We start from the raw sequence: 19,981 nt of genomic DNA, 5'->3' as shown, positions 1-19,981 counted from the left end.
GCGCGGCTCACGCTGTTTGTCGATCCGGCCAAGCTCGATGACACAGTGCGCGCCCATCTCGGTGCACAGGTCACGATCCGCCCCCCCTCGGCCTTTGCCCCGGCCCTGCATTCGCTGACCGGCATGGTCCGCGTCGATCCCAAGACCGCCCCGGTTCTCGTGGTGCAGGAACTCGCCGAGGCCGGTGTGGCCCATGACCGGGGCCAGGATCCCTGTATCCTGCCCAAGGCCCGCAAAAGCCCCGCCGAGATTGCCGCCACAAGCGAGGCGCATTTGCGCGACGCCGCCGCAATGGTCGAATTCCTCGCCTGGTTCGACACGCAGCCACCCGGCACCATCACCGAGATCGACGTGGTCACCGCCCTCGAAGGCTTCCGCCGGGCCACCAACGCGCTGATCGACATCAGTTTCGACACCATCGCGGGCACCGGCCCGAACGGCGCGGTGATGCATTACCGGGTGACCGAAGGCTCGAACACGCAGCTCGAAGACGGGCACCTGATCGTGGTCGACAGCGGCGGGCAGTATATCGACGGCACCACCGACATCACCCGCACCCTGCCCGTGGGCCATGTGGGCGACGAGGAACGGCGCTGTTTCACCCGCGTGCTCAAGGGCATGATCGCCATTTCCCGGGCGCGCTTTCCCAAGGGGCTCGCGGGCCGCGATCTCGACGCGCTGGCGCGCTATCCGCTCTGGCTTGCCGGGCAGGATTTCAACCACGGCACCGGCCATGGCGTCGGCGTCTATCTTTGCGTCCACGAAGGCCCGCAGCGCCTTGCCCGGATCAGCCATGTGCCGCTCGACCCCGGCATGATCCTGTCGAACGAACCCGGCTATTACCGCGAAGGGGCCTTTGGCATCCGGCTCGAAAACCTGATCGTGGTGCGCGAGGCCGAGACGCTGCATGGCGGGGATGACCGCGACATGTTCGATTTCGAAACCCTGACCTGGGTGCCGATCGACCGCCGCCTGATCCTGCCCGCGATGATGGACGCCGAGGAAATCGACTGGCTCAACCGCTACCACGCTGCCTGCCGCGACAAAATCGGCCCTCGGGTTTCCGAGGCCGCTCGACTATGGTTGGAAGGCGCGACCGAGCCGCTCTGACATATCAGCGCAACACTGCCGCATCAGACTGAACCGGAAAACTTGGGGAGGACAAGGAAGATGGCACCGAAAATCACGATCACGCACGCGCCCGGCACATGGGTCGTGCGCGCGGGCGGCGCCGTTCTGGGCGAGTCGAAGAACGCGCTGGAACTGGTCGAGGGCGACATGCCCCCGGTGATCTATTTCCCACGCGAAGACATCGCCATGGCCTTTCTCGACGAAAGCGATCACGCAACCACCTGCCCGTGGAAAGGCAGGGCCCGCTATTTCTCGATCGTGACCAAGTCCACCACGCTTGAAAACGCCGTGTGGTCCTATGAAGACCCGCAAGACGACGTGGCCCGGATCAAGGATCACCTCGCCTTCTACCCCAGCGACATGGTGGCGGTGGAACGGGTCTGATCCGACCCTGTACGGGCTCAGGAATGCTCTTCCTCCGCCGTCGCGACCAGCGCACGGTTATAGGATTTTAGCGCATCGACATGCCAGAGCGCGCCCCAAAGCTCGGGGCGATTGTCCGCGCCGGTCAGGCTCAGCACCGGAAGGAACGCCGCACCGGACTGCTCGAAAACCGGCATCGCGTTTTCCAGCGTGGCGTTCGTATCGACATAGATTCCGGCTTCGACCATCTGCCAAAGCTCGCTCTCTTCGGGGCATTCACGCTCGCCCAGTGGCTTCATCAGGCTCGCCACCCGGAACATCGCCAGCAGATAGGCCTGCGGACCGGCGGCAAGGTGCACCCCGCGCCGTTCGAGCTGTGTCAGGAAAAACGACCGGTCCACCAGCCGTGAACTCAGTGCTGTCGACATGCTGACCGCAACCATGACCGCCAGCCCGGTCTGCCAGTCGCCGGTCATCTCGAAAACGATCAGCGTGGTCGAGATCGGCGCCCCCAGCACGGCCGCCGCCACCGCCCCCATCCCCGCCAGCGCATAGAGCGTGTGCGCACCGGACACTTCGGGAAAGACCGAGGTCGCGATCAGGCCAAAGGCCAGCCCGGTGAGCGCCCCCACCATGAGTGAGGGCGAAAAGACACCGCCGCCCATGCGCCCGGCCATGGTAATGGCGACGGCCACCACCTTGAGCACGCAGAACACCACCGCCTCGTGCAGGACGAGTTTGCCGGTCAAAGCCGCGCTCGTGGTCTCGTATCCGACGCCGATGATATGCGGGAACCAGATCGCGATCACGCCCAGCATGAGCCCGGTCACCGCCGGGCGCAGCCAGCGCGGCAATCCCATCCGGGCCTGTGTTTGACTTGCCATGTCATCGGCCATGAAAATCGCGCGCATCATGACCGCTGCGACGATCCCGCAAACCAGGCCCAGGATGAGAAAGGCCGGCAATTCGATGTAGAACTCCAGCGCCGACGTGCCGGGCAGGGTGAACTCGGTCACGTCGCCAAAGGCCAGCCGGTTTATGACCGTGCCTGCCGCGCTGGCGATCACGATGGGGGCAAAGGCATGGACCGCGAAATGCCGCAGCACCACTTCAAGCGCGAAAAGCGCCCCGGCGATGGGCGCATTGAAACTGGCCGACACGGCCGCCGCCACCGCACATCCCATCAGGTCGCGCCCGGTCATGCCACTCGCATGGATCCGCTCGCTCACCCAGCTCGAGATCAGGCTGGCGAGATGCACCACAGGCCCCTCGCGCCCGGTCGAGCCGCCCGTGCCCAGCGTGATCAGCGACGCAAGGGCCGATGCGATTCCGGCCCGCGCCTCGACCCGCCCATCATAGAGCGCGGCCCCTTCGATGACGTCGGGCACCGTGCGCACACGACCGTCATCGGTAAAGAAATGCAGGATCAACCCCACCGCGAGACCACCCAGCGTCGGAATGATCAGAACCCAGATCCATGGCAACGTCTCGGCAAAGGAATGCAGCCGGTTCACGTTATCGGTGCCGTAAGCCCAGCGCTGCAACGCCTCGACCCCAAGCCGGAACAACAGCGCGGCGAAACCTGCCCCGACACCAATGACCAGCGCCAACAGCCAGAACTGGAACTGGCTCGGCCCACTTTCGCGCAAATAGCCGAGCGCGCGGCGCAATTCGCGCACAACCTCGGCGCGTTTGCTTTCAAGATAGGATCCTTCAGGCCGGCTCATCACATCTCAATTGCGGGCAATTTTAGACAAATCCGTCGGGTCGCCCCTTTCCCATGCCAGCGGCATACCTTACGATCCCGGCCAATCGCTCTTCGGGGGAAAACATGCCGATCCAAGACGCTCTTGCCGAGTTATCCACATTACTAGGCCAACGGCTCAGCCGCTCCAAGTCCGATCTCGACCTGCACGGCCGGTCCGAGACCTATTTTTCCATGACACCCCCCGACGCGGTGGCCTATCCTGAAAGCACGCAAGAAGTATCGCAGGTGATGAAGATCTGTGCCGCCCATGCGGTGCCGGTCACCGGCTGGGGGACAGGCACCTCGCTCGAAGGGCAGGCAATGGCCTTTTCCGGCGGTGTGATGGTCGATTTTGCCCGAATGAACAAGGTCCTGTCGGTGCATCAGGGGGACATGGACGCGGCTGTGCAGCCGGGCGTGACGCGCGAGGCCCTCAACGAAGAGCTCCGCGCCACGGGGCTGTTCTTTCCGGTCGATCCCGGCGCCAATGCCTCGCTCGGGGGCATGGCCTCGACGAGGGCCAGCGGCACCACCGCCGTGCGATATGGCACCATGCGCGACAATGTGCTGGGGCTCGAGGTCGTGCTGGCCGACGGGCGGGTGATCCGCACCGGCACACGCGCGCGCAAGACTTCCGCGGGATATGACCTGACCGGGCTCTTCGTCGGGTCCGAAGGCACCTTGGGTCTGATCACCGAACTTACGCTCAAGCTGCATGGCCAGCCCGAGGCGATCACTGCCGCGATCTGCGCCTTCGACAGCGTGGATGACGCGGTGCGCGCCGTCATCGACACGATCCAGATGGGCCTCTCCATGGCCCGAATCGAACTTCTCGATGCCGAGACGGTCAAGGCCTTCAACGCCTATGCCGGGGCCACCATGCCCGAATGCCCGCATCTGATGGTCGAATTCCACGGCTCTGAAAGCGGCGTGGCCGAAATGGCCGAAGGGTTCGGCGCGATCATCGCCGATCACAATGGCCACGGGTTCGACTGGGCGACACGACCCGAGGAACGCAATGCGCTCTGGACCATGCGCCACAACGGTGCCTATGCGATCTACAATGCGCGGCCGGGCTGGAAGGGCCTTGTCACAGACGTCTGTGTGCCGATCTCGCGGCTCGCCGATGCCATCAATGAAACCGCTGCCGATCTTGCTGCCTCGGGGCTTTACGGGCCCATTCTCGGCCATGTGGGCGACGGCAATTTCCACTCGGTCATCATGTTCGATGCCGAGGACAAGGCCGCGCTCGAAAAGGTCAAGGCCGCCTCGAATCGCATGGTTGAACGCGCGCTGGCCATGGGCGGGACGATGACCGGCGAACATGGAATCGGCGTGGGCAAGCTGCCCTACATGTCATCCGAGCACGGTCAGGGCTGGCAGGTCATGGGCGCGATCAAGCAGGCGCTTGACCCCAACAACCTGCTCAACCCGGGAAAGATGGTGCCACCGCGCAATTGATCGCCCCTTGGCGCCCTCTGTGCAGGGCCTTCCCCTCGCTCAGCCGATCAACTGGGTGGCCGCTGCCCGCGCCGCCTCGGTGATCCGGTCGCCCGACAGCATCCGCGCGATCTCATCGACGCGATCTCCATCGGCCAATGGCACGACGGTCGAGCGCGTTTCGCCTGCCTCGACGTGCTTTTCCACGCGCCAGTGATGGCTCGCCTTGGCCGCAACTTGCGGCGAATGGGTCACGACCAGAACCTGCGCGCCCTCGGCCAACTCGGCCAGACGCCGCCCCACCGCATCCGCGGTCGCACCGCCGACCCCGCGGTCGATCTCGTCAAAGATCATCGTGACCCCGGTTTCGCCCTGCGCCAGCGAGACCTTGAGCGCCAGCAGGAACCGCGACAACTCCCCGCCCGAAGCGATCTTGGCCAATGGCCCCGCGGGCGCACCGGGGTTGGTCGCCACGGTGAAACTCACCGCGTCCACGCCCTCCGGCCCCGGCTCGGCCTCGTCGATCCCGGTGGTGAATACCGCCCGCTCCATCTTGAGCGGGCCAAGCTCGCCCATCACCGCCGCATCAAGCTTTCCCGCCGCGGCCCGCCGCTGCGCACTCAACCGATCGGCGGCCGCGTCATAGGCCGCTGCGGCGGCCTCGGCCACGCGCGCCAACTCCGCAAGATCGGCGTCGCCCTGCTCGAGTTCGGCCAACTGACCGCGCAGGCCCTCGGCGAAGTCGCCCAGTTCGTCCGGCTGTACCCCATGCTTGCGCGCAAGGGCCCGAATCGCAAAGAGCCGCTCTTCGCAGCGTTCCAGATCGTACGCGTCGAACGACAACGCCTCCACTGCACGGCGCACTCCGTCGCTCGCCTCGGCCAGCTCGTTCAGGGCCCGGCCCAGGCCCTCGATCGGCGCATCAAGCAACCCGTCAAGCTCACCGCCCACTCCTTCGAGCCACCGAAGCGCATCTCCTGCCCGGGCCTCCGAGCCTTCTTGACCTGAAAGCGCCTCCAGCGCCCGCGCGATGTCCTTGCCCACCTTCTCGGCCGCCTGCATTCGCCGTCGTTGCTGGTCCAGCGCCTCGTCCTCGCCCGGTTGTGGATCAAGCGCGTCCAGTTCGGCCACCGCATGGCGCAAGAACTCCTCCTCGGCGCGCACCGCCGCGACCCGGGCTTGCGCGGCCTCGAATGCCTTCTTGGCGCGCGCCCGCTCGGCCCATAACCCGCGCAACGCCCCGATCTCGCCTTCAAGCCCGGCGAATTGATCCAGAAGCGCCCGGTGCCCGCGCGGATTGAGCAGCCCGCGGTCGTCATGCTGGCCATGCAACTCGACCAGGCCCTCCGACAGCCGCCGCAGCACTTCGCCGCTTGTGCGCCGATCATTGACCCAGGCGGTCTTGCGCCCGTCGGGCGTGTTGATCCGCCGCAGGATCAACTCATCGCCTCCCGGCAGTCCGGCCTCAGTGAGTACCTCGCGCGCCGGATGCCCCTCGGGCAGGTCGAACACGGCGGTCACCTCGCCCTGCTCCGCGCCAGCCCGGACCAGTTCCGCCCGCCCGCGCCAGCCGAGCACGAACCCCAGGGAATCAAGCAGGATCGACTTGCCCGCCCCGGTTTCGCCGGTCAACACGTTGAGACCCGGCCGGAACTCGAGTTCCAGCCGGTCGATGATCAACATGTCACGAATTTCAAGCGTGCGCAGCATTCACCCCAAAGGGTGGGTGAAACCCACCATCCCCCATGGCCTACAACCACCGGCCCCTGATCATCTGGCGATAGATCTGGCGCAACCAGTTGTCGCCCATGGCGCGCGCCTCCAGTCCCTGCCCGGTCAACAGCTTGTAGCTGTCCTCATACCATTCCGTGCCGCGGAAATTGTGGCCCAGGATCGCCCCCGCCGTCTGCGCCTCATCGGTCAGACCCAGCGACAGATAGGCCTCGACCAGCCGATGCAACGCCTCTGGGGTGTGCGACGTGGACTGGAAATCCTCGACGACCGAGCGGAAGCGGTTGATCGCCGCGGTATGATGATCGTGGCGCAGGTAATAACGCCCGATCTCCATTTCCTTGGCCGCCAGATGGTCGAAGGCCAGGTCAAACTTGAGAACCGCCGACCGCGCGTATTCGCTGTCGGGATAACGTTCGATGACCGCACGCAGCGCCTCCAGCGCCTGGAATGTCAGGCCCTGATCGCGGCCGACCTCGTCGATCTGGTCGTAATAGCTCAGCGCCAGAAGATACTGCGCGTAGGCCGCATCGTCATCGAGCGGATAGAAATCGATGTAACGCTGGGCACTCGAGCGCGAATTCTCGTAGTCCTGATCCTGGTGATAGGCATAGGCCTGCATGATCAGCGACCGCTTGGCCCAGTCCGAATAGGGGTAAAGCCGCTCTACTTCACCGAAATAGAATGCCGCCTGCTCCGGTCGGCGGCGATCGAGTTCGAACTCGCCTCGTTCGAAGATCTGCTCAGCCGAGAATGTCTCCATCGGTATGTCGCCGCGGCGCGCTTGCTCAGCGGTGTCACCACAGCCACCAACCAGCGCCACAACCAGAACCGCGCCCAGCGCTCTCGCCCGGAATCTGCCGCCTGTCATCGCCGCTCTCACCTTTGTCCGATCCAGATCACGGGCTGTCTGCCCCCTGTTCCCGGACTTCCTAGCACAGAAAATTCCGGTGCAAAACGTCTTTGACACCTCGGGCTGCGCGCATTTTCGCTCGGATTACAAAATCTTGTGTGGGGACGACATTCCGCGGCTCAGGCCACGGCAGGGATTTCTCCGAGATGCGCGCCCACGCCCGGCAAATGCGACGCCGTCTCGGCATCGCAAACCACCATGCGAAACGCACCGGGCGTCGTGAAAAGCGCATGCAAAAGATCATTGGTCAGCGCATGGCCTGCCTTGTGGCCGGAATAGGAGCCCAGAACCGGCGCACCGGCCAATGCCAGATCGCCCAGCGCATCGAGCATCTTGTGGCGCACGGCCTCGTCGGCGTGGCGCAAACCACCCGGGCTGAGAACCTCGTCGCCGTCAACGACCACGGCGTTCTCCATCGTGCCACCAAGCGCAAGCCCCTGCGCGCGCATCGCATCGACATCGGCCTGTCGACAGAATGTCCGGCTGTCGCAGAGTTCACGCACGAATGATCCGTTGCCCATGTTGAGCACCTTTCGCTGCGCGCCGATCGCCCCGTCCTCGAACTCGATCCGGAAATCGATGCGCAGGCCGCGCCCCGGCGCGAGTCGCGCCCAAGCCCCGTCCGCGCCATGCACCTCGACAGGTTTCAAAACCTCGATCGCCCGCACCGGCGCGTTCAGTCGCACGATGCCACGCGCCAGAATCGCCCGCACGAAGATCGCCGCGCTGCCGTCCATGATCGGCACTTCCGGCCCGTCGACCTCGATCAGCGCGTTATGCACGCCGCATCCCACAAGGGCGGCCATGATATGTTCGATCGTCGAAACGCTCACGCCCCGGGCATTCTCGATTCGCGTGCACAGCGGTGTCTGGTTGACCGCGTCCCAGCGGGCCGGGACAAGGGGATCGCCGACACGAATGTCGGTCCGGCGAAACCAGATGCCATGCTCGGCCGAAGCCGGGTGAATCGTCACGCGCGCGGGCCTGCCCGAGTGCAGGCTCACGCCACTGAAGCTCACGGATGATTTGATGGTCGTTTGCACGATGATCCTCGATGTCGCGAACGGCTGCCGCAATCTTTCCGGACGTTAAAGTAAGGGGTGTTACCGCTCAACTCACTCTTTGCAACGGTATGAAACATCCGCGACCGGCATAGGCGACATGTTGCGCATGGACTCCCAAAACCCTGATTTCAAAAGAAAAGCCGCCTCTCGGGCGGCTTTTGCAAGTCACGTGTTAAATGGGGTCAAGCCCCGTTCGCCGCGCTCAGTTGGCTTGGCGACGCAGGAAGGCCGGGATCTCGATACGCTCCTGTTCGGCCTCCTGCTCGGGTGAGGGGGCCTGGGCCTGTGCCCGCGGCTGGGCCTGCACCTGCGGCTGTTGGCGTGGTTGCGCGGCCGGCTGCCCCTCGCTGCCATGCCCGGTCATCCGGTTGATCAGCGAATTGATCCCGAAGCGCGATTTCTCGGCCGACTCGGCCGGCTGCCGCGCGGGCGCGGATTCGGCCGCGTCGTCCCTGCGGCCGGCGCTGCCCGGCGCGCGCTGCACCGCGGCCTGCAAGCGGGCCAGGGCGTCCGGGCTCGGTGTGCCGGGCGCGGGGGCCTTGGGTGCGACAAAGTCCTCGGCGTCGTTTTCGAAAGCATCCGCCCGCGGCTCGAACCGGGCCACTTCCGGCCGATAGGCCGGCGGCGGAAGATCGTCCGGTTCGGCGGCAAAGCCGGGCTCTTCCTCGGCGCCGAAGATATCTTCCATCTGGTCTTCCGCGGCTGCGACCTCTGCATTTTCCAGGTCTTCGAACAGCGAGGGTTCTTCGCCCACCTGCGCGGCGACCTGTTCGATCTGGCCTGGCTCTTCACCGCCCAGGTCCTCTGCCGCGACCGACTGCTTGAGCGGTTCGGCCAGCGACCGGCGCGGCACCGGATAGTCATGCGCGCCCTCGCTTGCGTCGATACCGGTCGCAACGACGCTCACCCGCATCGCTCCTTCCATCGAACTGTCGAGGGTCGAACCCACGATGATGTTGGCATCGGGATCGACCTGCTCGCGAATGCAATTGGCCGCCTCGTCCAGCTCGAACAGCGTCAGGTCGTGACCGCCGGTGATGTTGATCAGGACACCGCGCGCGCCCTTGAGGCTGATCTCGTCCAGAAGCGGGTTGGCAATCGCCTTCTCGGCGGCTTGCGTCGCGCGATCCTCGCCCGTGGCCTCGCCGGTGCCCATCATCGCCTTGCCCATCTCGTCCATCACGGCGCGCACATCGGCAAAGTCGAGGTTGATCAGCCCCGGGCAGACCATCAGGTCGGTCACGCCCTTCACTCCCTGGTAGAGCACATCGTCCGCCAGGCTGAAGGCTTCGGCAAACGTGGTTTTCTCGGTGGCCAGGCGGAACAGGTTCTGGTTGGGAATGATGATCAGCGTATCGACCATCTTTTGCAGCGCCTCGACACCGTCTTCGGCCTGCTTCATGCGCTTGCCGCCCTCGAACTGGAACGGTTTGGTCACGACCCCCACGGTCAGGACCCCCAGCTCACGCGCGGCCTGCGCGATGATCGGCGCGGCCCCGGTGCCGGTGCCGCCGCCCATGCCGGCGGTGATGAAGCACATATGCGCCCCGGCCAGGTGATCGACGATCTGCTCGATGCTTTCCTCGGCCGCCGCCGCACCGATCGACGCCTTCGCACCGGCGCCCAGCCCTTCGGTCACCTTGACGCCCATCTGGATCTTGTTGGGGGCCTGGCTCTGCTGAAGTGCCTGGGCATCGGTATTGGCGACGACGAAATCAACACCGTCGAGATGTTTCTCGATCATGTTGTTCACCGCGTTGCCACCGGCACCGCCAACGCCAAACACCGTGATACGGGGTTTCAACTCTTCCTGTCCGGGCATCGTGAGGTTCAATGTCATGAATACTGTCCGCCTGATGTCTGATCCCGCCTTGGGCGGGTTTTCTGCCTGTCCACCCCATTCTTAGCCTTTGGCGCCTTGATCGTCACGAAAAAAACACACCACACCCACAAAATATCGAAGATTTGAGGGGCAAATCCGCGGGATCTTGCCGAAACGCGCATATATTGCGGTTTTCAAACACGGCCACACAACAAAGCAACGGCCCCGCGCCGGCACATGCCACGCGCGATCCAGTCTGATATCCGGCTTCGGGGTCTCTGCTCGACCCTCCACACCACCTCTTCCGGGTGGAATTGGCGCGATGCTAGCATTGGCGAAGAGCGGTGTCACCCACCTTGAACGGATTTTTCCACAGGCGCTGGATTGCTTGACAAATCGCGGAATTTTAGTTAACGTGTTAAATTAAATTCATCCAAGAGAGCTACCATGCCCCATTTCAGCTTCGAGTACTCGGCCAATCTCGACAGCCTGATCGACATGCCCGCGCTGTGCGATCATCTGCGCCGCGTGGCCATCGACACAGGCGTTTTCCCGATGGCCGGAATCCGCGTGCGCGCCTTTCGTGCCGATCATGTCTCGATCGCCGACGGTGATCCGAAACACGGCTTTCTCGATCTCTCGGTGCGCCTGCGCGGCGGGCGCGACCTTGCCACCCGCAAACGCGCCACCGAACAGGTCTTCGCCGCGCTGACCGATTTCATGGCCCCCGCCCTCGCGCAGCATCCCATCGCCCTGTCGATGGAGATGCGCGACATCGACCCTGAACTCAGCCCCAAGACCGGCACCATCCGCGACCACCTGCCCCCCGAGACAACGCAAGAAGGCTGACATGTCCGATCTAAAGACCAACATCGCCAAGGCCGAAAGCCATCTCGCCCGGTTTCGCGACACCGGCGTGCTCAACCGCATCGGCGGCGCCGACCAGCCCGCCATCGGCGGCGCGAGTTTCGACAATCACTCGCCGGTGGACGAGGGCTTCCTCTGTGCCGTCACCCGGTCGGATGCCGCCGATATCGACGCCGCCGCCAATGCCGCCCACGCGGCCTTTCCGGCATGGCGCGACATCCCCGGGGCCGAGCGCAAGAAGATCCTCCACCGCATCGCCGACGCCATCGAGGCCCGCGCCGAGGAGATTGCCTTCGCCGAATGCCTCGACACCGGCCAGGCGCTGCGCTTCATGCAAAAGGCCGCCCTGCGCGGCGCCGAGAATTTCCGCTTCTTCGCCGACCGCGCCCCCGCCGCCCGCGACGGCCAAAGCCTGCCCAGCCCCACGCTGATGAACATCACCACGCGTGTGCCCATCGGTCCCGTCGGCGTCATCACGCCCTGGAACACGCCCTTCATGCTCTCGACATGGAAGATCGCGCCGGCGCTGGCCGCGGGCTGCACGGTCGTTCACAAACCGGCCGAGTTCTCGCCCATCACTGCGCGCATCCTCGTCGAGATCGCCGAAGAGGCGGGCCTGCCGCCCGGTGTGTGGAACCTCGTCAACGGCTTTGGCGAAGACGCCGGTCGCGCCCTCACCGAGCATCCCAAAATCAAGGCCATCGCCTTTGTCGGCGAATCGAAAACCGGCTCGATGATCATGAAGCAGGGGGCCGACACGCTAAAACGCGTGCATTTCGAACTGGGCGGCAAGAACCCGGTGGTGGTCTTCGACGATGCCGATCTCGACCGCGCGCTCGATGCTGCGATCTTCATGATCTATTCGCTTAACGGCGAACGCTGCACCTCCTCCTCGCGGCTTCTCCTGCAATCGACCATCGCCGACGACTTCCTTGCCAGACTCAAGGCCCGGGTCGAGAACATCCGAGTCGGCCACCCGCTCGACCCCGAAACCGAGATCGGCCCGCTGATCCACAAGACCCATTTCGACAAGGTCACTTCCTATTTCGAGATCGCGAAACAGGACGGCGCCGAGATCGCCTGCGGCGGCAAACGCGTCGGCGACACCGGGTGGTTCGTGGCCCCCACGCTCTTTACCGGCGCGACACAGGACATGCGCATCGCCAACGAGGAAATATTCGGCCCCGTCCTCACGGCCCTTACCTTCGATACCGAGGATGAGGCGCTGGAAATGGCCAATGCCGTGGACTACGGCCTCACCGGCTATGTCTGGACCAACGATCTGACCCGCGCCCTGCGCTTTACCGACCGGCTCGAAGCGGGCATGATCTGGGTGAATTCCGAGAATGTCCGCCACCTGCCGACCCCCTTCGGCGGGGTCAAGGCGTCGGGCATCGGGCGCGACGGCGGCGACTGGTCGTTCGAGTTCTACATGGAGCAGAAACATATCGGGCTGGCCACCGGCCAGCACCATATCCCGCAACTGGGCGCCTGAGACGACCCGCGCAGAGGACAAATCCGCCATGCCCATCCCCGCCCCGAATCTCTATCCCGCGTTCAACATCGTCCGGCTCAGCCATGTCGAACTGGTGGTGAGCGACCTCGCGAAATCCCGCGCCTTCTACGTCGACACCCTCGGGCTTCAGGTCACCGACGAGGATCGTGACACCATCTACCTGCGCGCGATGGAGGAACGCGGCCACCATTGCCTCGTTCTGCGCCGGGGCGACACGCCTTGCGCCCGCGATCTGGGTTTCAAGGTGTTTGACGAGGACAACCTCGAAAAGGCCGCGCGGTTCTTCGAGGAAAGGTCGCTGCCTGTCGAATGGGTCGACCGACCCTTCCAGTCGCGCACCTTCCGCACCCGCGACCCGCACGGCATCCCGCTGGAATTCTACGCGCGCATGGACCGCTTGGCGCCCATTCACCAGCAATACGCGCTCTACAAGGGCGTCAAACCGCTCCGGATTGACCATTTCAACGTGTTCACGCCCAATGTCGATGAAAGCGTGGCTTTCTATAACGATCTCGGCTTTCGCGTCACAGAATATACCGAGGACGAAGTCTCTGAACGTCTCTGGGCCGCATGGACCCACCGCAAGGGCGGCGTGCACGACATCGCCTTCACCAACGGTCTCGGCCCGCGCCTGCATCATACCGCCTTCTGGGTGCCCACGCCGCTCAACATCATCGACCTTCTGGACCTCATGTCCACCACCGGCTGGGTCGACAATATCGAACGCGGACCCGGGCGGCATGGCATTTCCAACGCCTTCTTCCTCTATATCCGCGATCCCGACGGCCACCGGATCGAGATCTATTGCTCGGATTACCAGACGGTCGATCCCGATCTCGAACCGATCAAATGGGATCTCAAGGATCCCCAGCGCCAGACCCTCTGGGGCGCCCCGGCCCCGCGCTCATGGTTCGAGGAAGGCTCGCTTTTCGAAGGCCGGGAACCGACCCCGGCCCAGCTCGACGCCCAACCCATCATCGCCCCGTAAAGGACACACCATGTGCGACACCACCCTAGGCACCGCCAAAGGCGACATCCTGATCGAGAACGACCGCGTCCGCGTCACCCGCTGGAGCTTTGCAACAAAGGGCGACAACACCGGCTGGCACCGCCATGAACATGATTACGTCGTCATCCCCCAATTCGACGGCACGCTCGAAATCAAGCTGCCGGGGGGCGAGACCACGACCGCAGAACTGCGCACAGGCGAACCCTATTACCGGCCGCTGGGCACCGAACATGACGTGATCAGCGGCAATGACTTCCCCTGCGCCTTCATCGAAGTCGAACTCATGGACCGCAAAGGCTGACCCAATGCGCTTTGCAACCATAACCACCAACGAAGGCCCGCTCTACGGCATCGTGACCGACGAAGGGTTCCTCGCCCTCTCGCCCGAATTCCCGCAATGGTCCACCCTTACCGATGTGATTCGCGCCGGCGCCCTGCACGATCTGGCCCGCGTCGCACAGGGCCGCACCGTCACCCACGAGAACGGCACCTTCACCCATGCCATCCCGCTCCCCGACCCGGGCAAGATCATCTGCGTCGGTGTCAACTTCCCCGACCGCAATGCCGAATACAAGGACGGGCAGGACGCCCCGCCCAACATGTCGCTCTTCATCCGCTTCGCGCAAAGCTTCACCGGCCACGGGCAGAACCTCATCCGCCCGCCCGAGAGCCACCAGCTCGACTACGAGGGCGAGATTGCCGTGGTGATCGGCAAACCCGGCCGCCGCATCCCGCAGGCCGACGCCTTTGACCACATCGCCGCGATCACCCTTTGCAACGAAGGCACGCTGCGCGACTGGGTGCGCCACGCGAAATTCAACGTGACGCAAGGCAAGAACTGGGACCGTTCGGGCGCGATGGGGCCGTGGCTCGTCCCCTTCACCCATGCCGCGCAGCTCGACGACATCCGCCTCACGACCCATGTGAACGGCGAGTTGCGGCAGGACGACCGCACATCGCGCATGCTCTTCCCGATCCGCCGCCAGATCGAATATATCTCGACCTTCACCACGCTCCTGCCCGGCGACATCATCGTCACCGGCACCCCCACGGGTGCAGGCGCGCGCTTCGATCCGCCCCGTTTCCTCGTGCCCGGCGACGAGATCCGGATCAGCGCCGAAGGCATCGGCACGCTGACCAACGGCGTGGAGGACGAAACATGACCCCCGACGAGATCGACGAGGCCGCCCAATCGCTCCTCGAAGCCGAGGAAACCGGCCGGCAGACCGGCCTGCTTTCCACCGCCTATCCCACGATCACCATGGACGACGCCTATGCCGTTCAGGCCGCCCTGGTCGCCCGAAAAATCGCCGCCGGGCGCCGCGTCATCGGCTGGAAGATCGGCCTCACCTCGCGCGCCATGCAACAGGCGTTGGGCATCACGACCCCCGACAGCGGCGTGCTGCTCGACGACATGCTCTTCGCCAACGGCGCCACAATCCCCCGGGGCCGCTTCATCCAGCCCCGCATCGAGGCCGAGATCGCCTTTGTCATGAAGGCCCCGCTCAAGGGCGCCGTCACCCGCGACGATGTGCTCGCCGCCACCGATCACGTGGCCCCCGCCATCGAGATCCTCGACACGCGGATCAAGCGCACCTGCCCCACCACCGGCCAGCCGCGCCGCATCTTCGATACCATCGCCGACAATGCCGCCAATGCCGGGATCATCCTCGGCAACGGCCGCTTCGACCCCAGCCGCGAAGACCTCCGCCGCACCGGCGCCATCGTCAGCGCGGGTGGCGTGGTCGAAGAAACCGGCCTCGGCGCGGGCGTCTTGGGCGATCCGGTCATGGGGATCGTCTGGCTGTCTGAGCGGATGACGCAATACGGCCAGAGCATCGAACCCGGACAGGTCATCCTCTCGGGCAGCTTCATCCGCCCGCTCGAATGCCCCCCCGGCACCGGGATCGACGCCGATTTCGGCCCCTGGGGCCATGTCACCTGTCGCTTCGACTGATCCGGTCCCGAATCTGGCACGGCCCTTTTCAGTTCACACCGATCCCGTTGGCGCGCTGCAATTCGCGCACATAGGCGGTGATCGCGCGAATATCCGCACCGGTCAGGCCGTCCACGGGCGCCATGTCCCCGAACTGCCAGTGATGCGCCCTCACCCCATTCTTCACCGCCATTTCGAAGGCATAATCGGCATGGTGCGACGGCTCGTAGATCTTGTGAACGAGCGGCGGTCCGCTCCCCATCACCCCGGCGGCGTTCTCACCGTGGCAGGCCACGCATTTCGCCTCGAAGGTGCGCTCGCCCATCCGCGCGTCATCGCTCATCGTCTCGGGCACCGCCGGCGTCACCATCGCCGCGCCATCCGCCACGCCCGACGCCCGGGCCGAGACCATTTCCTCGGGCAGTCCGCCCGACCCTTTCGGCGCCATACCGGGTGCGCCCAAGAGCCACCATCCCGCCATTGCCGCCAAGATCAGCCCAATTCCAGGCCCCGCAAGTCGCATTGTTCATCCTTCGATATTCACCCGGACCCCAAACACCCTTCCCCAACTGGAGGGTCAAGCCGGTTCAGCCCATGAACCGCGCCGCCACGTCGCCCGCCATCCACGCCACGCGCCCGCCCGCGAACGTCGCCACCAGACGATCGCTGCCCGGTTCCAGCACCACGAAATCCGCGCGCCTACCCGGCTCAAGCGTACCGCGATCATCCAGCCCCAAAAGCCGCGCCGGCCCCTCCGAGACCAGCGCCCAGGCCCCGGCGAGGTCGAGAACCCCGGCCCGTTCGAGAAAGAGCGCCGCCCGCCACAGCGAGGGGTAATGGTAATCCGAGGCCAGCGCATCGCACAGCCCCAGCGCAATCAGGTCGAGCGCCGAGGCATTGCCCTTGTGCGACCCGCCCCGCATCACGTTGGGCGCACCCAGCACGATCCCGTCACCGCCGGCACGCGCCGCCTCCGCCGCCTCCAGCGTCTCGGGAAACTCGGCGATCCGGCAGCCCCGCGCGCGCCATTCCGTCCGGTCCCGCGCGCTTTGATCGTCGTGACTGCCCAGCCGTACGCCCCGCGCCGCCAGCCGCGCGGCCAGCGCGCCCACCGCGCCCGGCACCTCTCCGCGCCGTGCGTGCATCTCCTGCATCAGCGTCAAAAGCGCCTCGGGGCTGCGCCGGGACTTGAGCGCGGTCCCGGCCAGCCTCGCGGGCCGTTTGCCCGCCGCCAGCCGGTCATGCGGCAGGTGATCGTTGAACACCACGTAATCGACGCCGAACCCGTCGACCTGGGATTCGAATTCCGCGTAAAGGTCCAGCAGATGCGTCTCAAGCCGCAACTGCACCCGCAAATCCACCTCCGCCCGGCCCCGCACATCGCTCAGCGCCTCGAGCATTGCGCGGGAAAATTCCGGCCCCCGCAAGCCCCCTTCCCAGCTGAAGAACTGGGCCAGAACCCCGGTCGTGATCCCGCCCGTGGCCATTTCCGAGGCACAGGCCACGATGCCTCCGCCCATGTCCTTCATCGCCCCCCGGCGCGGCGCGACATGCCGCTCGAACCCGTCGCCGTGAATGTCCACGATCCCCGGCAGGATCATGTATCCCGAAAGATCGACAGCCCGCCCCGCCGGCGCCTCCGTGACCACGCCCCCGGCAATGGCCAGGGGTGCCGCATCCGGGCCATCGGGCCGCAATACCTGCGCACCCTCAAGCGTCAGCGCCAGGCTCATCGGGGCGTCTCCGGCACCAGATCGCCGACTTCCATTTCGTGATCGAACCGCCCGTGCTCCAGGAAATGCAGCACCTGCGCGATCACCATCGGCGCATTCATCATGAAGGTATGCGTGACCGGCAGCACGATGTGATCGGCCATCCCCTCGACCCGGGTCGAGGCGACCGAGACCTTGCCGTCATCCGGCCCGGGCAGGATCACCGAATAAACCGGGCTCAACGACCGGTTCCCCGCGATCACGCCCAGCTCGAACGCCACCGGCCCCAGATGCGCGGGCAAGCCCTCGGACCCGGTGCCAAGCTGCATCCCCGCCGGCCCGTTGATCCAGTCGAACACCGCGATATCGCCCAGCGCGTCCACCAGTTCCGAGCCCTGGTTGGGCGGGGCCAGCATGACCACCCGCCCCAGGTTGGGCGGATGATGGGTCTCCAGCCATGCGCGCACCAGGATGCCCCCCATCGAGTGGGTGACGAAATGCACCCTGTCCTTGCCACAGGCATCCACCGCCTTGGGAAGGGTCTTGACCACGAGGGACACGATCGTTTCCTCGGTCGACGCATATCCCGGCCGGACCACGTCATAGCCTTCGGCTTCGAGAACCTCCTCCATCACCAGGAAGGAGGCCTCGCTGCGTGCCAGCCCGTGCAGGAGCACGACACAATCCGCCCGCGCCATGGCAGGAAACGTCAGCAAGATGAGGAATAGCCACCGCATGGGGCTTGAGATAGGCCGAAACCCGAGCCTATGAAAGGGCGTTATGAGCACACACACCATCCGCCTCGCCACCCGCGCGCTTTTGCTGCACGATGACCGGTTGTTGCTGGTCAACGCCTACCCGGGTGCGTCCTCCACGCTTTGGTGCGCGCCGGGCGGCGGCGCGGACCCGCACATGTCGCTGCCCGACAACCTCGCCCGCGAAGTGCACGAGGAAACCGGCCTCACCATCGCGGTCGGAGCGCCCGCCCTTGTCAACGAGTTCCACAACCCCGACACCGGCTTTCACCAGGTCGAGGTGTTCTTCCGTTGCACCCTCACCAGCGGCACGATCACCGACGACTGGACCGACCCCGAAGGCATCGTTCACCGCCGCCGCTGGGTCACCCGCGACGAGATGGCGGGGCTGCGCTTCAAACCCGACGCCCTGCCCGATGCCGCGTGGGGCGCGGCCACCTGCGCCTATGACCCGCTCGAACGGCTGGTCCGTGCATAGTTGGCGATTCCCACGCCCCCCAGCACCAGAAGCGACGCCAGCACCACGCGCAGGCTCAGCGCTTCGCCCAAGAGCAGCGCCCCGCCCGCGATCGCGATCACCGGCACGGTGAGCTGCGCCACCGCCGCCCGCGTCGCCCCCAGCCCCGGCAGAACGTGATACCAAAGTGCATAGCCCAGCCCCGAGGTCACCGCCCCCGACACCACGGCAAGCCAGAACCCCGCCATGCTGCTCGCATCCGGCCGAATGAGCCAGACCAGCATCGCCACCGGCGCCGCCCAGAGGAAGCTCGCCGCCGTCACCGCCAGCGGATCGCGCACCCCCCGCCCGATCAGCGAATAAAGTCCCCAGCCCAGCGCCGCCGCCACCATCAACCCGGCGCCCCAGAGGTCGGGCGCGGCCCCGCCCACGGGCCACATCAGGTAGCACAGGCCGCCGAAACTCACCCCCGCGCCCAGCCAGCGCCGCATCGGCACCACGTCACCGCCGATCAGCGCACCCGTGAACATCGTCACCTGAACCCCGCCAAAGAGGATCAGCGCACCCACCCCGGCGGGCAGGGTGACATAGGCGAAAGAAAACCCCAGAACGTAAAGCACAAGCGCCGCAGGCCCGGCCGCACCCACGCGCCATTTCACACCACCGCCCCGCGCCGCCACCAGCAGCGCCAGCATCACTGCCCCCGAGATCAGCCGGATCGCGGCGAAACTCGCCGGTCCCGCCTCGCCGGCGTCAAGTGCCAGCCGGTTGAGCACCGAATTGGCGGCGAACGCCACCATGGTCAGCGCGGTCAGCAGGAAAACCCTCATGCATATGGGTTCCGCGCCGAGCGATCCTCCGAGAGCGAGCCCTGCCGTCGCTCGACCAGCATCTCGATCGCATCGGCGAGGTGCACCTCCTGGATGTTGTAGTCACCCCGCGCCAGGCGCAGGCGATGCGCCTCGATCATCACGTCGGCATGGGTGCAGCCCACCGGCGGCTCGAACCGGTAACAGGCCAGTTCGATCAACAGGCCCAGCGGGTCCTTGAAATAGATCGAATCCATGAAGCCCCGGTCCTTGACCCCCGAATGCCCGATCCCGCGCGCCTCCAGCCGCTCGATCACCTGGCTGAACACCGCGTGGCTCATGTTGAAGGCAAGGTGGTGCACGCATCCCGGCTCGGTCGGCGTGCGCCGCCGGTCGGGGCTGCGCTTTTCGTTGGTGAAAATCGTGATCAACCGCCCGTCGCCCGGATCGAAATAGAGATGCCCCTCCTCCGGGTCATCGAGATTGGGCTGATCGAAGATGAAGGGCATGCCCAGCACCCCTTCCCAGAAATCGATGCTGGTTTGCCGGTCGGCACCCGTCAGCGTGATGTGATGCACGCCCTGAACCTGTATCTTGCGCATGGCTGGCCCTCCTTTGCACAGAAGATAGACCGGACAGGCCCAGCTGTCGCCCCCGTCCCGCGCAGGGCACCCGCGCGCGGCTGCACAGGTCCGGGGCCTGTCCTCAA

20 protein-coding genes are annotated in these 19,981 nt (G+C 65.4%); 10 read left to right on the top strand and 10 right to left on the bottom strand.

Translation table 11 applies throughout. The features are described from left to right. Both ACESL9_RS11975 and ACESL9_RS11970 read left to right on the top strand, forming a co-directional pair. Positions 1 to 1,110: aminopeptidase family protein P (locus tag ACESL9_RS11975; protein ID WP_372674860.1), on the top strand; the 1,110-nt coding region annotated here is incomplete at its 5' end. A gap of 60 nt (positions 1,111 to 1,170) precedes the next feature. Continuing rightward, entirely contained in the window at positions 1,171 to 1,515 is a 345-nt protein-coding gene (locus ACESL9_RS11970) for a DUF427 domain-containing protein (protein ID WP_372609478.1), read from the top strand. Positions 1,516 to 1,532: 17 nt separating this feature from the next. Here ACESL9_RS11970 and ACESL9_RS11965 read toward each other — a convergent pair whose 3' ends face one another. Then, entirely contained in the window at positions 1,533 to 3,221 is a 1,689-nt protein-coding gene (locus ACESL9_RS11965) for a chloride channel protein (RefSeq protein WP_372609476.1), read from the bottom strand. Between the two features lie 104 nt (positions 3,222 to 3,325). Here ACESL9_RS11965 and ACESL9_RS11960 point away from each other — a divergent pair, with 104 nt between their 5' ends. Continuing rightward, complete coding sequence (locus ACESL9_RS11960; RefSeq protein WP_372609474.1) at positions 3,326 to 4,702, top strand: FAD-binding oxidoreductase; 1,377 nt, start codon at positions 3,326 to 3,328, stop codon at positions 4,700 to 4,702. 39 nt (positions 4,703 to 4,741) lie between these two features. On the opposite strand, the gene recN is transcribed toward ACESL9_RS11960, so the two are convergent. The 4 genes from recN to ftsZ form a co-directional block, all read right to left on the bottom strand. Then, complete coding sequence (recN, locus tag ACESL9_RS11955) at positions 4,742 to 6,391, bottom strand: DNA repair protein RecN (protein WP_372609472.1); 1,650 nt, start codon at positions 6,389 to 6,391, stop codon at positions 4,742 to 4,744. Positions 6,392 to 6,431: 40 nt separating this feature from the next. Next, entirely contained in the window at positions 6,432 to 7,283 is an 852-nt protein-coding gene (locus tag ACESL9_RS11950; protein WP_372609470.1) for an outer membrane protein assembly factor BamD, read from the bottom strand. Positions 7,284 to 7,444: 161 nt separating this feature from the next. Further along, complete coding sequence (lpxC, locus tag ACESL9_RS11945; protein WP_372609468.1) at positions 7,445 to 8,368, bottom strand: UDP-3-O-acyl-N-acetylglucosamine deacetylase; 924 nt, start codon at positions 8,366 to 8,368, stop codon at positions 7,445 to 7,447. Positions 8,369 to 8,591: 223 nt separating this feature from the next. Continuing rightward, the gene (gene ftsZ / locus ACESL9_RS11940; RefSeq protein WP_372609466.1) at positions 8,592 to 10,229 is read right to left on the bottom strand and encodes a cell division protein FtsZ; all 1,638 of its coding nucleotides are present in this window, start codon (positions 10,227 to 10,229) and stop codon (positions 8,592 to 8,594) included. A gap of 429 nt (positions 10,230 to 10,658) precedes the next feature. On the opposite strand from ftsZ, the gene ACESL9_RS11935 reads away from it, so the two are divergent. From ACESL9_RS11935 to hpaH, 6 genes are read left to right on the top strand one after another with little or no spacing between them, the layout of a single operon-like run. Next, the gene (locus ACESL9_RS11935; RefSeq protein WP_372609464.1) at positions 10,659 to 11,060 is read left to right on the top strand and encodes a 5-carboxymethyl-2-hydroxymuconate Delta-isomerase; all 402 of its coding nucleotides are present in this window, start codon (positions 10,659 to 10,661) and stop codon (positions 11,058 to 11,060) included. 1 nt (position 11,061) lies between these two features. Beyond that, complete coding sequence (gene hpaE, locus ACESL9_RS11930; RefSeq protein ID WP_372609462.1) at positions 11,062 to 12,573, top strand: 5-carboxymethyl-2-hydroxymuconate semialdehyde dehydrogenase; 1,512 nt, start codon at positions 11,062 to 11,064, stop codon at positions 12,571 to 12,573. Positions 12,574 to 12,601: 28 nt separating this feature from the next. After that, positions 12,602 to 13,582, top strand: a complete 981-nt coding sequence (gene hpaD / locus ACESL9_RS11925) for a 3,4-dihydroxyphenylacetate 2,3-dioxygenase (protein WP_372609460.1) — start codon at positions 12,602 to 12,604, stop codon at positions 13,580 to 13,582. A gap of 10 nt (positions 13,583 to 13,592) precedes the next feature. Then, entirely contained in the window at positions 13,593 to 13,904 is a 312-nt protein-coding gene (locus ACESL9_RS11920; RefSeq protein ID WP_372609459.1) for a cupin domain-containing protein, read from the top strand. Between the two features lie 4 nt (positions 13,905 to 13,908). Next, positions 13,909 to 14,766, top strand: a complete 858-nt coding sequence (locus ACESL9_RS11915; protein ID WP_372674859.1) for a fumarylacetoacetate hydrolase family protein — start codon at positions 13,909 to 13,911, stop codon at positions 14,764 to 14,766. After that, positions 14,763 to 15,560: a 2-oxo-hept-4-ene-1,7-dioate hydratase gene (gene hpaH / locus ACESL9_RS11910; RefSeq protein ID WP_372609455.1), complete on the top strand. Its 798-nt coding sequence runs from the start codon at positions 14,763 to 14,765 to the stop codon at positions 15,558 to 15,560. The genes ACESL9_RS11915 and hpaH overlap by 4 nt, the downstream gene beginning before the upstream one ends. Positions 15,561 to 15,588: 28 nt before the next feature. Here the strand turns inward: hpaH and ACESL9_RS11905 are convergent, their stop codons facing one another. From ACESL9_RS11905 to ACESL9_RS11895, 3 genes are all read right to left on the bottom strand, one after another. Next, the gene (locus ACESL9_RS11905; RefSeq protein ID WP_372609453.1) at positions 15,589 to 16,062 is read right to left on the bottom strand and encodes a c-type cytochrome; all 474 of its coding nucleotides are present in this window, start codon (positions 16,060 to 16,062) and stop codon (positions 15,589 to 15,591) included. A 64-nt stretch (positions 16,063 to 16,126) separates the two neighbouring features. Next, positions 16,127 to 17,272, bottom strand: coding sequence for an alpha-D-ribose 1-methylphosphonate 5-triphosphate diphosphatase (locus ACESL9_RS11900; RefSeq protein WP_372609451.1), 1,146 nt, complete (start codon positions 17,270 to 17,272; stop codon positions 16,127 to 16,129). Beyond that, positions 17,269 to 17,949 carry an esterase/lipase family protein gene (locus ACESL9_RS11895; RefSeq protein WP_372674858.1) on the bottom strand — a complete coding sequence of 227 codons (681 nt, stop codon included), beginning with the start codon at positions 17,947 to 17,949 and terminating at the stop codon, positions 17,269 to 17,271. Before ACESL9_RS11895 ends, ACESL9_RS11900 begins: the two co-directional genes overlap by 4 nt. A gap of 82 nt (positions 17,950 to 18,031) precedes the next feature. Between ACESL9_RS11895 and ACESL9_RS11890 the strand changes: the two genes are divergently transcribed. After that, on the top strand, positions 18,032 to 18,484 hold the full coding sequence (locus ACESL9_RS11890; RefSeq protein ID WP_372609447.1) for an NUDIX domain-containing protein: 453 nt from the start codon (positions 18,032 to 18,034) through the stop codon (positions 18,482 to 18,484). On the opposite strand, the gene ACESL9_RS11885 is transcribed toward ACESL9_RS11890, so the two are convergent. Both ACESL9_RS11885 and ACESL9_RS11880 read right to left on the bottom strand, forming a co-directional pair. Continuing rightward, positions 18,451 to 19,293: a DMT family transporter gene (locus ACESL9_RS11885; protein ID WP_372609445.1), complete on the bottom strand. Its 843-nt coding sequence runs from the start codon at positions 19,291 to 19,293 to the stop codon at positions 18,451 to 18,453. The genes ACESL9_RS11890 and ACESL9_RS11885 overlap by 34 nt on opposite strands. Next, the gene (locus ACESL9_RS11880; protein ID WP_372674857.1) at positions 19,290 to 19,874 is read right to left on the bottom strand and encodes a VOC family protein; all 585 of its coding nucleotides are present in this window, start codon (positions 19,872 to 19,874) and stop codon (positions 19,290 to 19,292) included. Before ACESL9_RS11880 ends, ACESL9_RS11885 begins: the two co-directional genes overlap by 4 nt. Positions 19,875 to 19,981: the final 107 nt, after the last annotated feature.

It is taken from the genome of Aquicoccus sp. (assembly GCF_041686535.1).
Lineage (GTDB): Bacteria > Pseudomonadota > Alphaproteobacteria > Rhodobacterales > Rhodobacteraceae > Aquicoccus.
Note: the sequence above shows the minus strand (reverse complement) of the source record. Positions and strands in the feature narration are given on the sequence as shown.

Coding starts and splice junctions, on each gene's coding strand:
- ACESL9_RS11900 (WP_372609451.1), bottom strand. CDS start 17,272: ATGAGCCTGGCGCTGACGCTTGAGGGTGCGCAGGTATTGCGGCCCGAT.
- ACESL9_RS11950 (WP_372609470.1), bottom strand. CDS start 7,283: ATGACAGGCGGCAGATTCCGGGCGAGAGCGCTGGGCGCGGTTCTGGTT.
- hpaE (WP_372609462.1), top strand. CDS start 11,062: ATGTCCGATCTAAAGACCAACATCGCCAAGGCCGAAAGCCATCTCGCC.
- ACESL9_RS11935 (WP_372609464.1), top strand. CDS start 10,659: ATGCCCCATTTCAGCTTCGAGTACTCGGCCAATCTCGACAGCCTGATC.
- ACESL9_RS11915 (WP_372674859.1), top strand. CDS start 13,909: ATGCGCTTTGCAACCATAACCACCAACGAAGGCCCGCTCTACGGCATC.
- ACESL9_RS11970 (WP_372609478.1), top strand. CDS start 1,171: ATGGCACCGAAAATCACGATCACGCACGCGCCCGGCACATGGGTCGTG.
- ACESL9_RS11905 (WP_372609453.1), bottom strand. CDS start 16,062: ATGCGACTTGCGGGGCCTGGAATTGGGCTGATCTTGGCGGCAATGGCG.
- ACESL9_RS11880 (WP_372674857.1), bottom strand. CDS start 19,874: ATGCGCAAGATACAGGTTCAGGGCGTGCATCACATCACGCTGACGGGT.
- ACESL9_RS11885 (WP_372609445.1), bottom strand. CDS start 19,293: ATGAGGGTTTTCCTGCTGACCGCGCTGACCATGGTGGCGTTCGCCGCC.
- ACESL9_RS11965 (WP_372609476.1), bottom strand. CDS start 3,221: ATGAGCCGGCCTGAAGGATCCTATCTTGAAAGCAAACGCGCCGAGGTT.
- ACESL9_RS11890 (WP_372609447.1), top strand. CDS start 18,032: ATGAGCACACACACCATCCGCCTCGCCACCCGCGCGCTTTTGCTGCAC.
- ACESL9_RS11920 (WP_372609459.1), top strand. CDS start 13,593: ATGTGCGACACCACCCTAGGCACCGCCAAAGGCGACATCCTGATCGAG.
- hpaD (WP_372609460.1), top strand. CDS start 12,602: ATGCCCATCCCCGCCCCGAATCTCTATCCCGCGTTCAACATCGTCCGG.
- ACESL9_RS11960 (WP_372609474.1), top strand. CDS start 3,326: ATGCCGATCCAAGACGCTCTTGCCGAGTTATCCACATTACTAGGCCAA.
- hpaH (WP_372609455.1), top strand. CDS start 14,763: ATGACCCCCGACGAGATCGACGAGGCCGCCCAATCGCTCCTCGAAGCC.
- recN (WP_372609472.1), bottom strand. CDS start 6,391: ATGCTGCGCACGCTTGAAATTCGTGACATGTTGATCATCGACCGGCTG.
- ACESL9_RS11895 (WP_372674858.1), bottom strand. CDS start 17,949: ATGGCGCGGGCGGATTGTGTCGTGCTCCTGCACGGGCTGGCACGCAGC.
- ftsZ (WP_372609466.1), bottom strand. CDS start 10,229: ATGACATTGAACCTCACGATGCCCGGACAGGAAGAGTTGAAACCCCGT.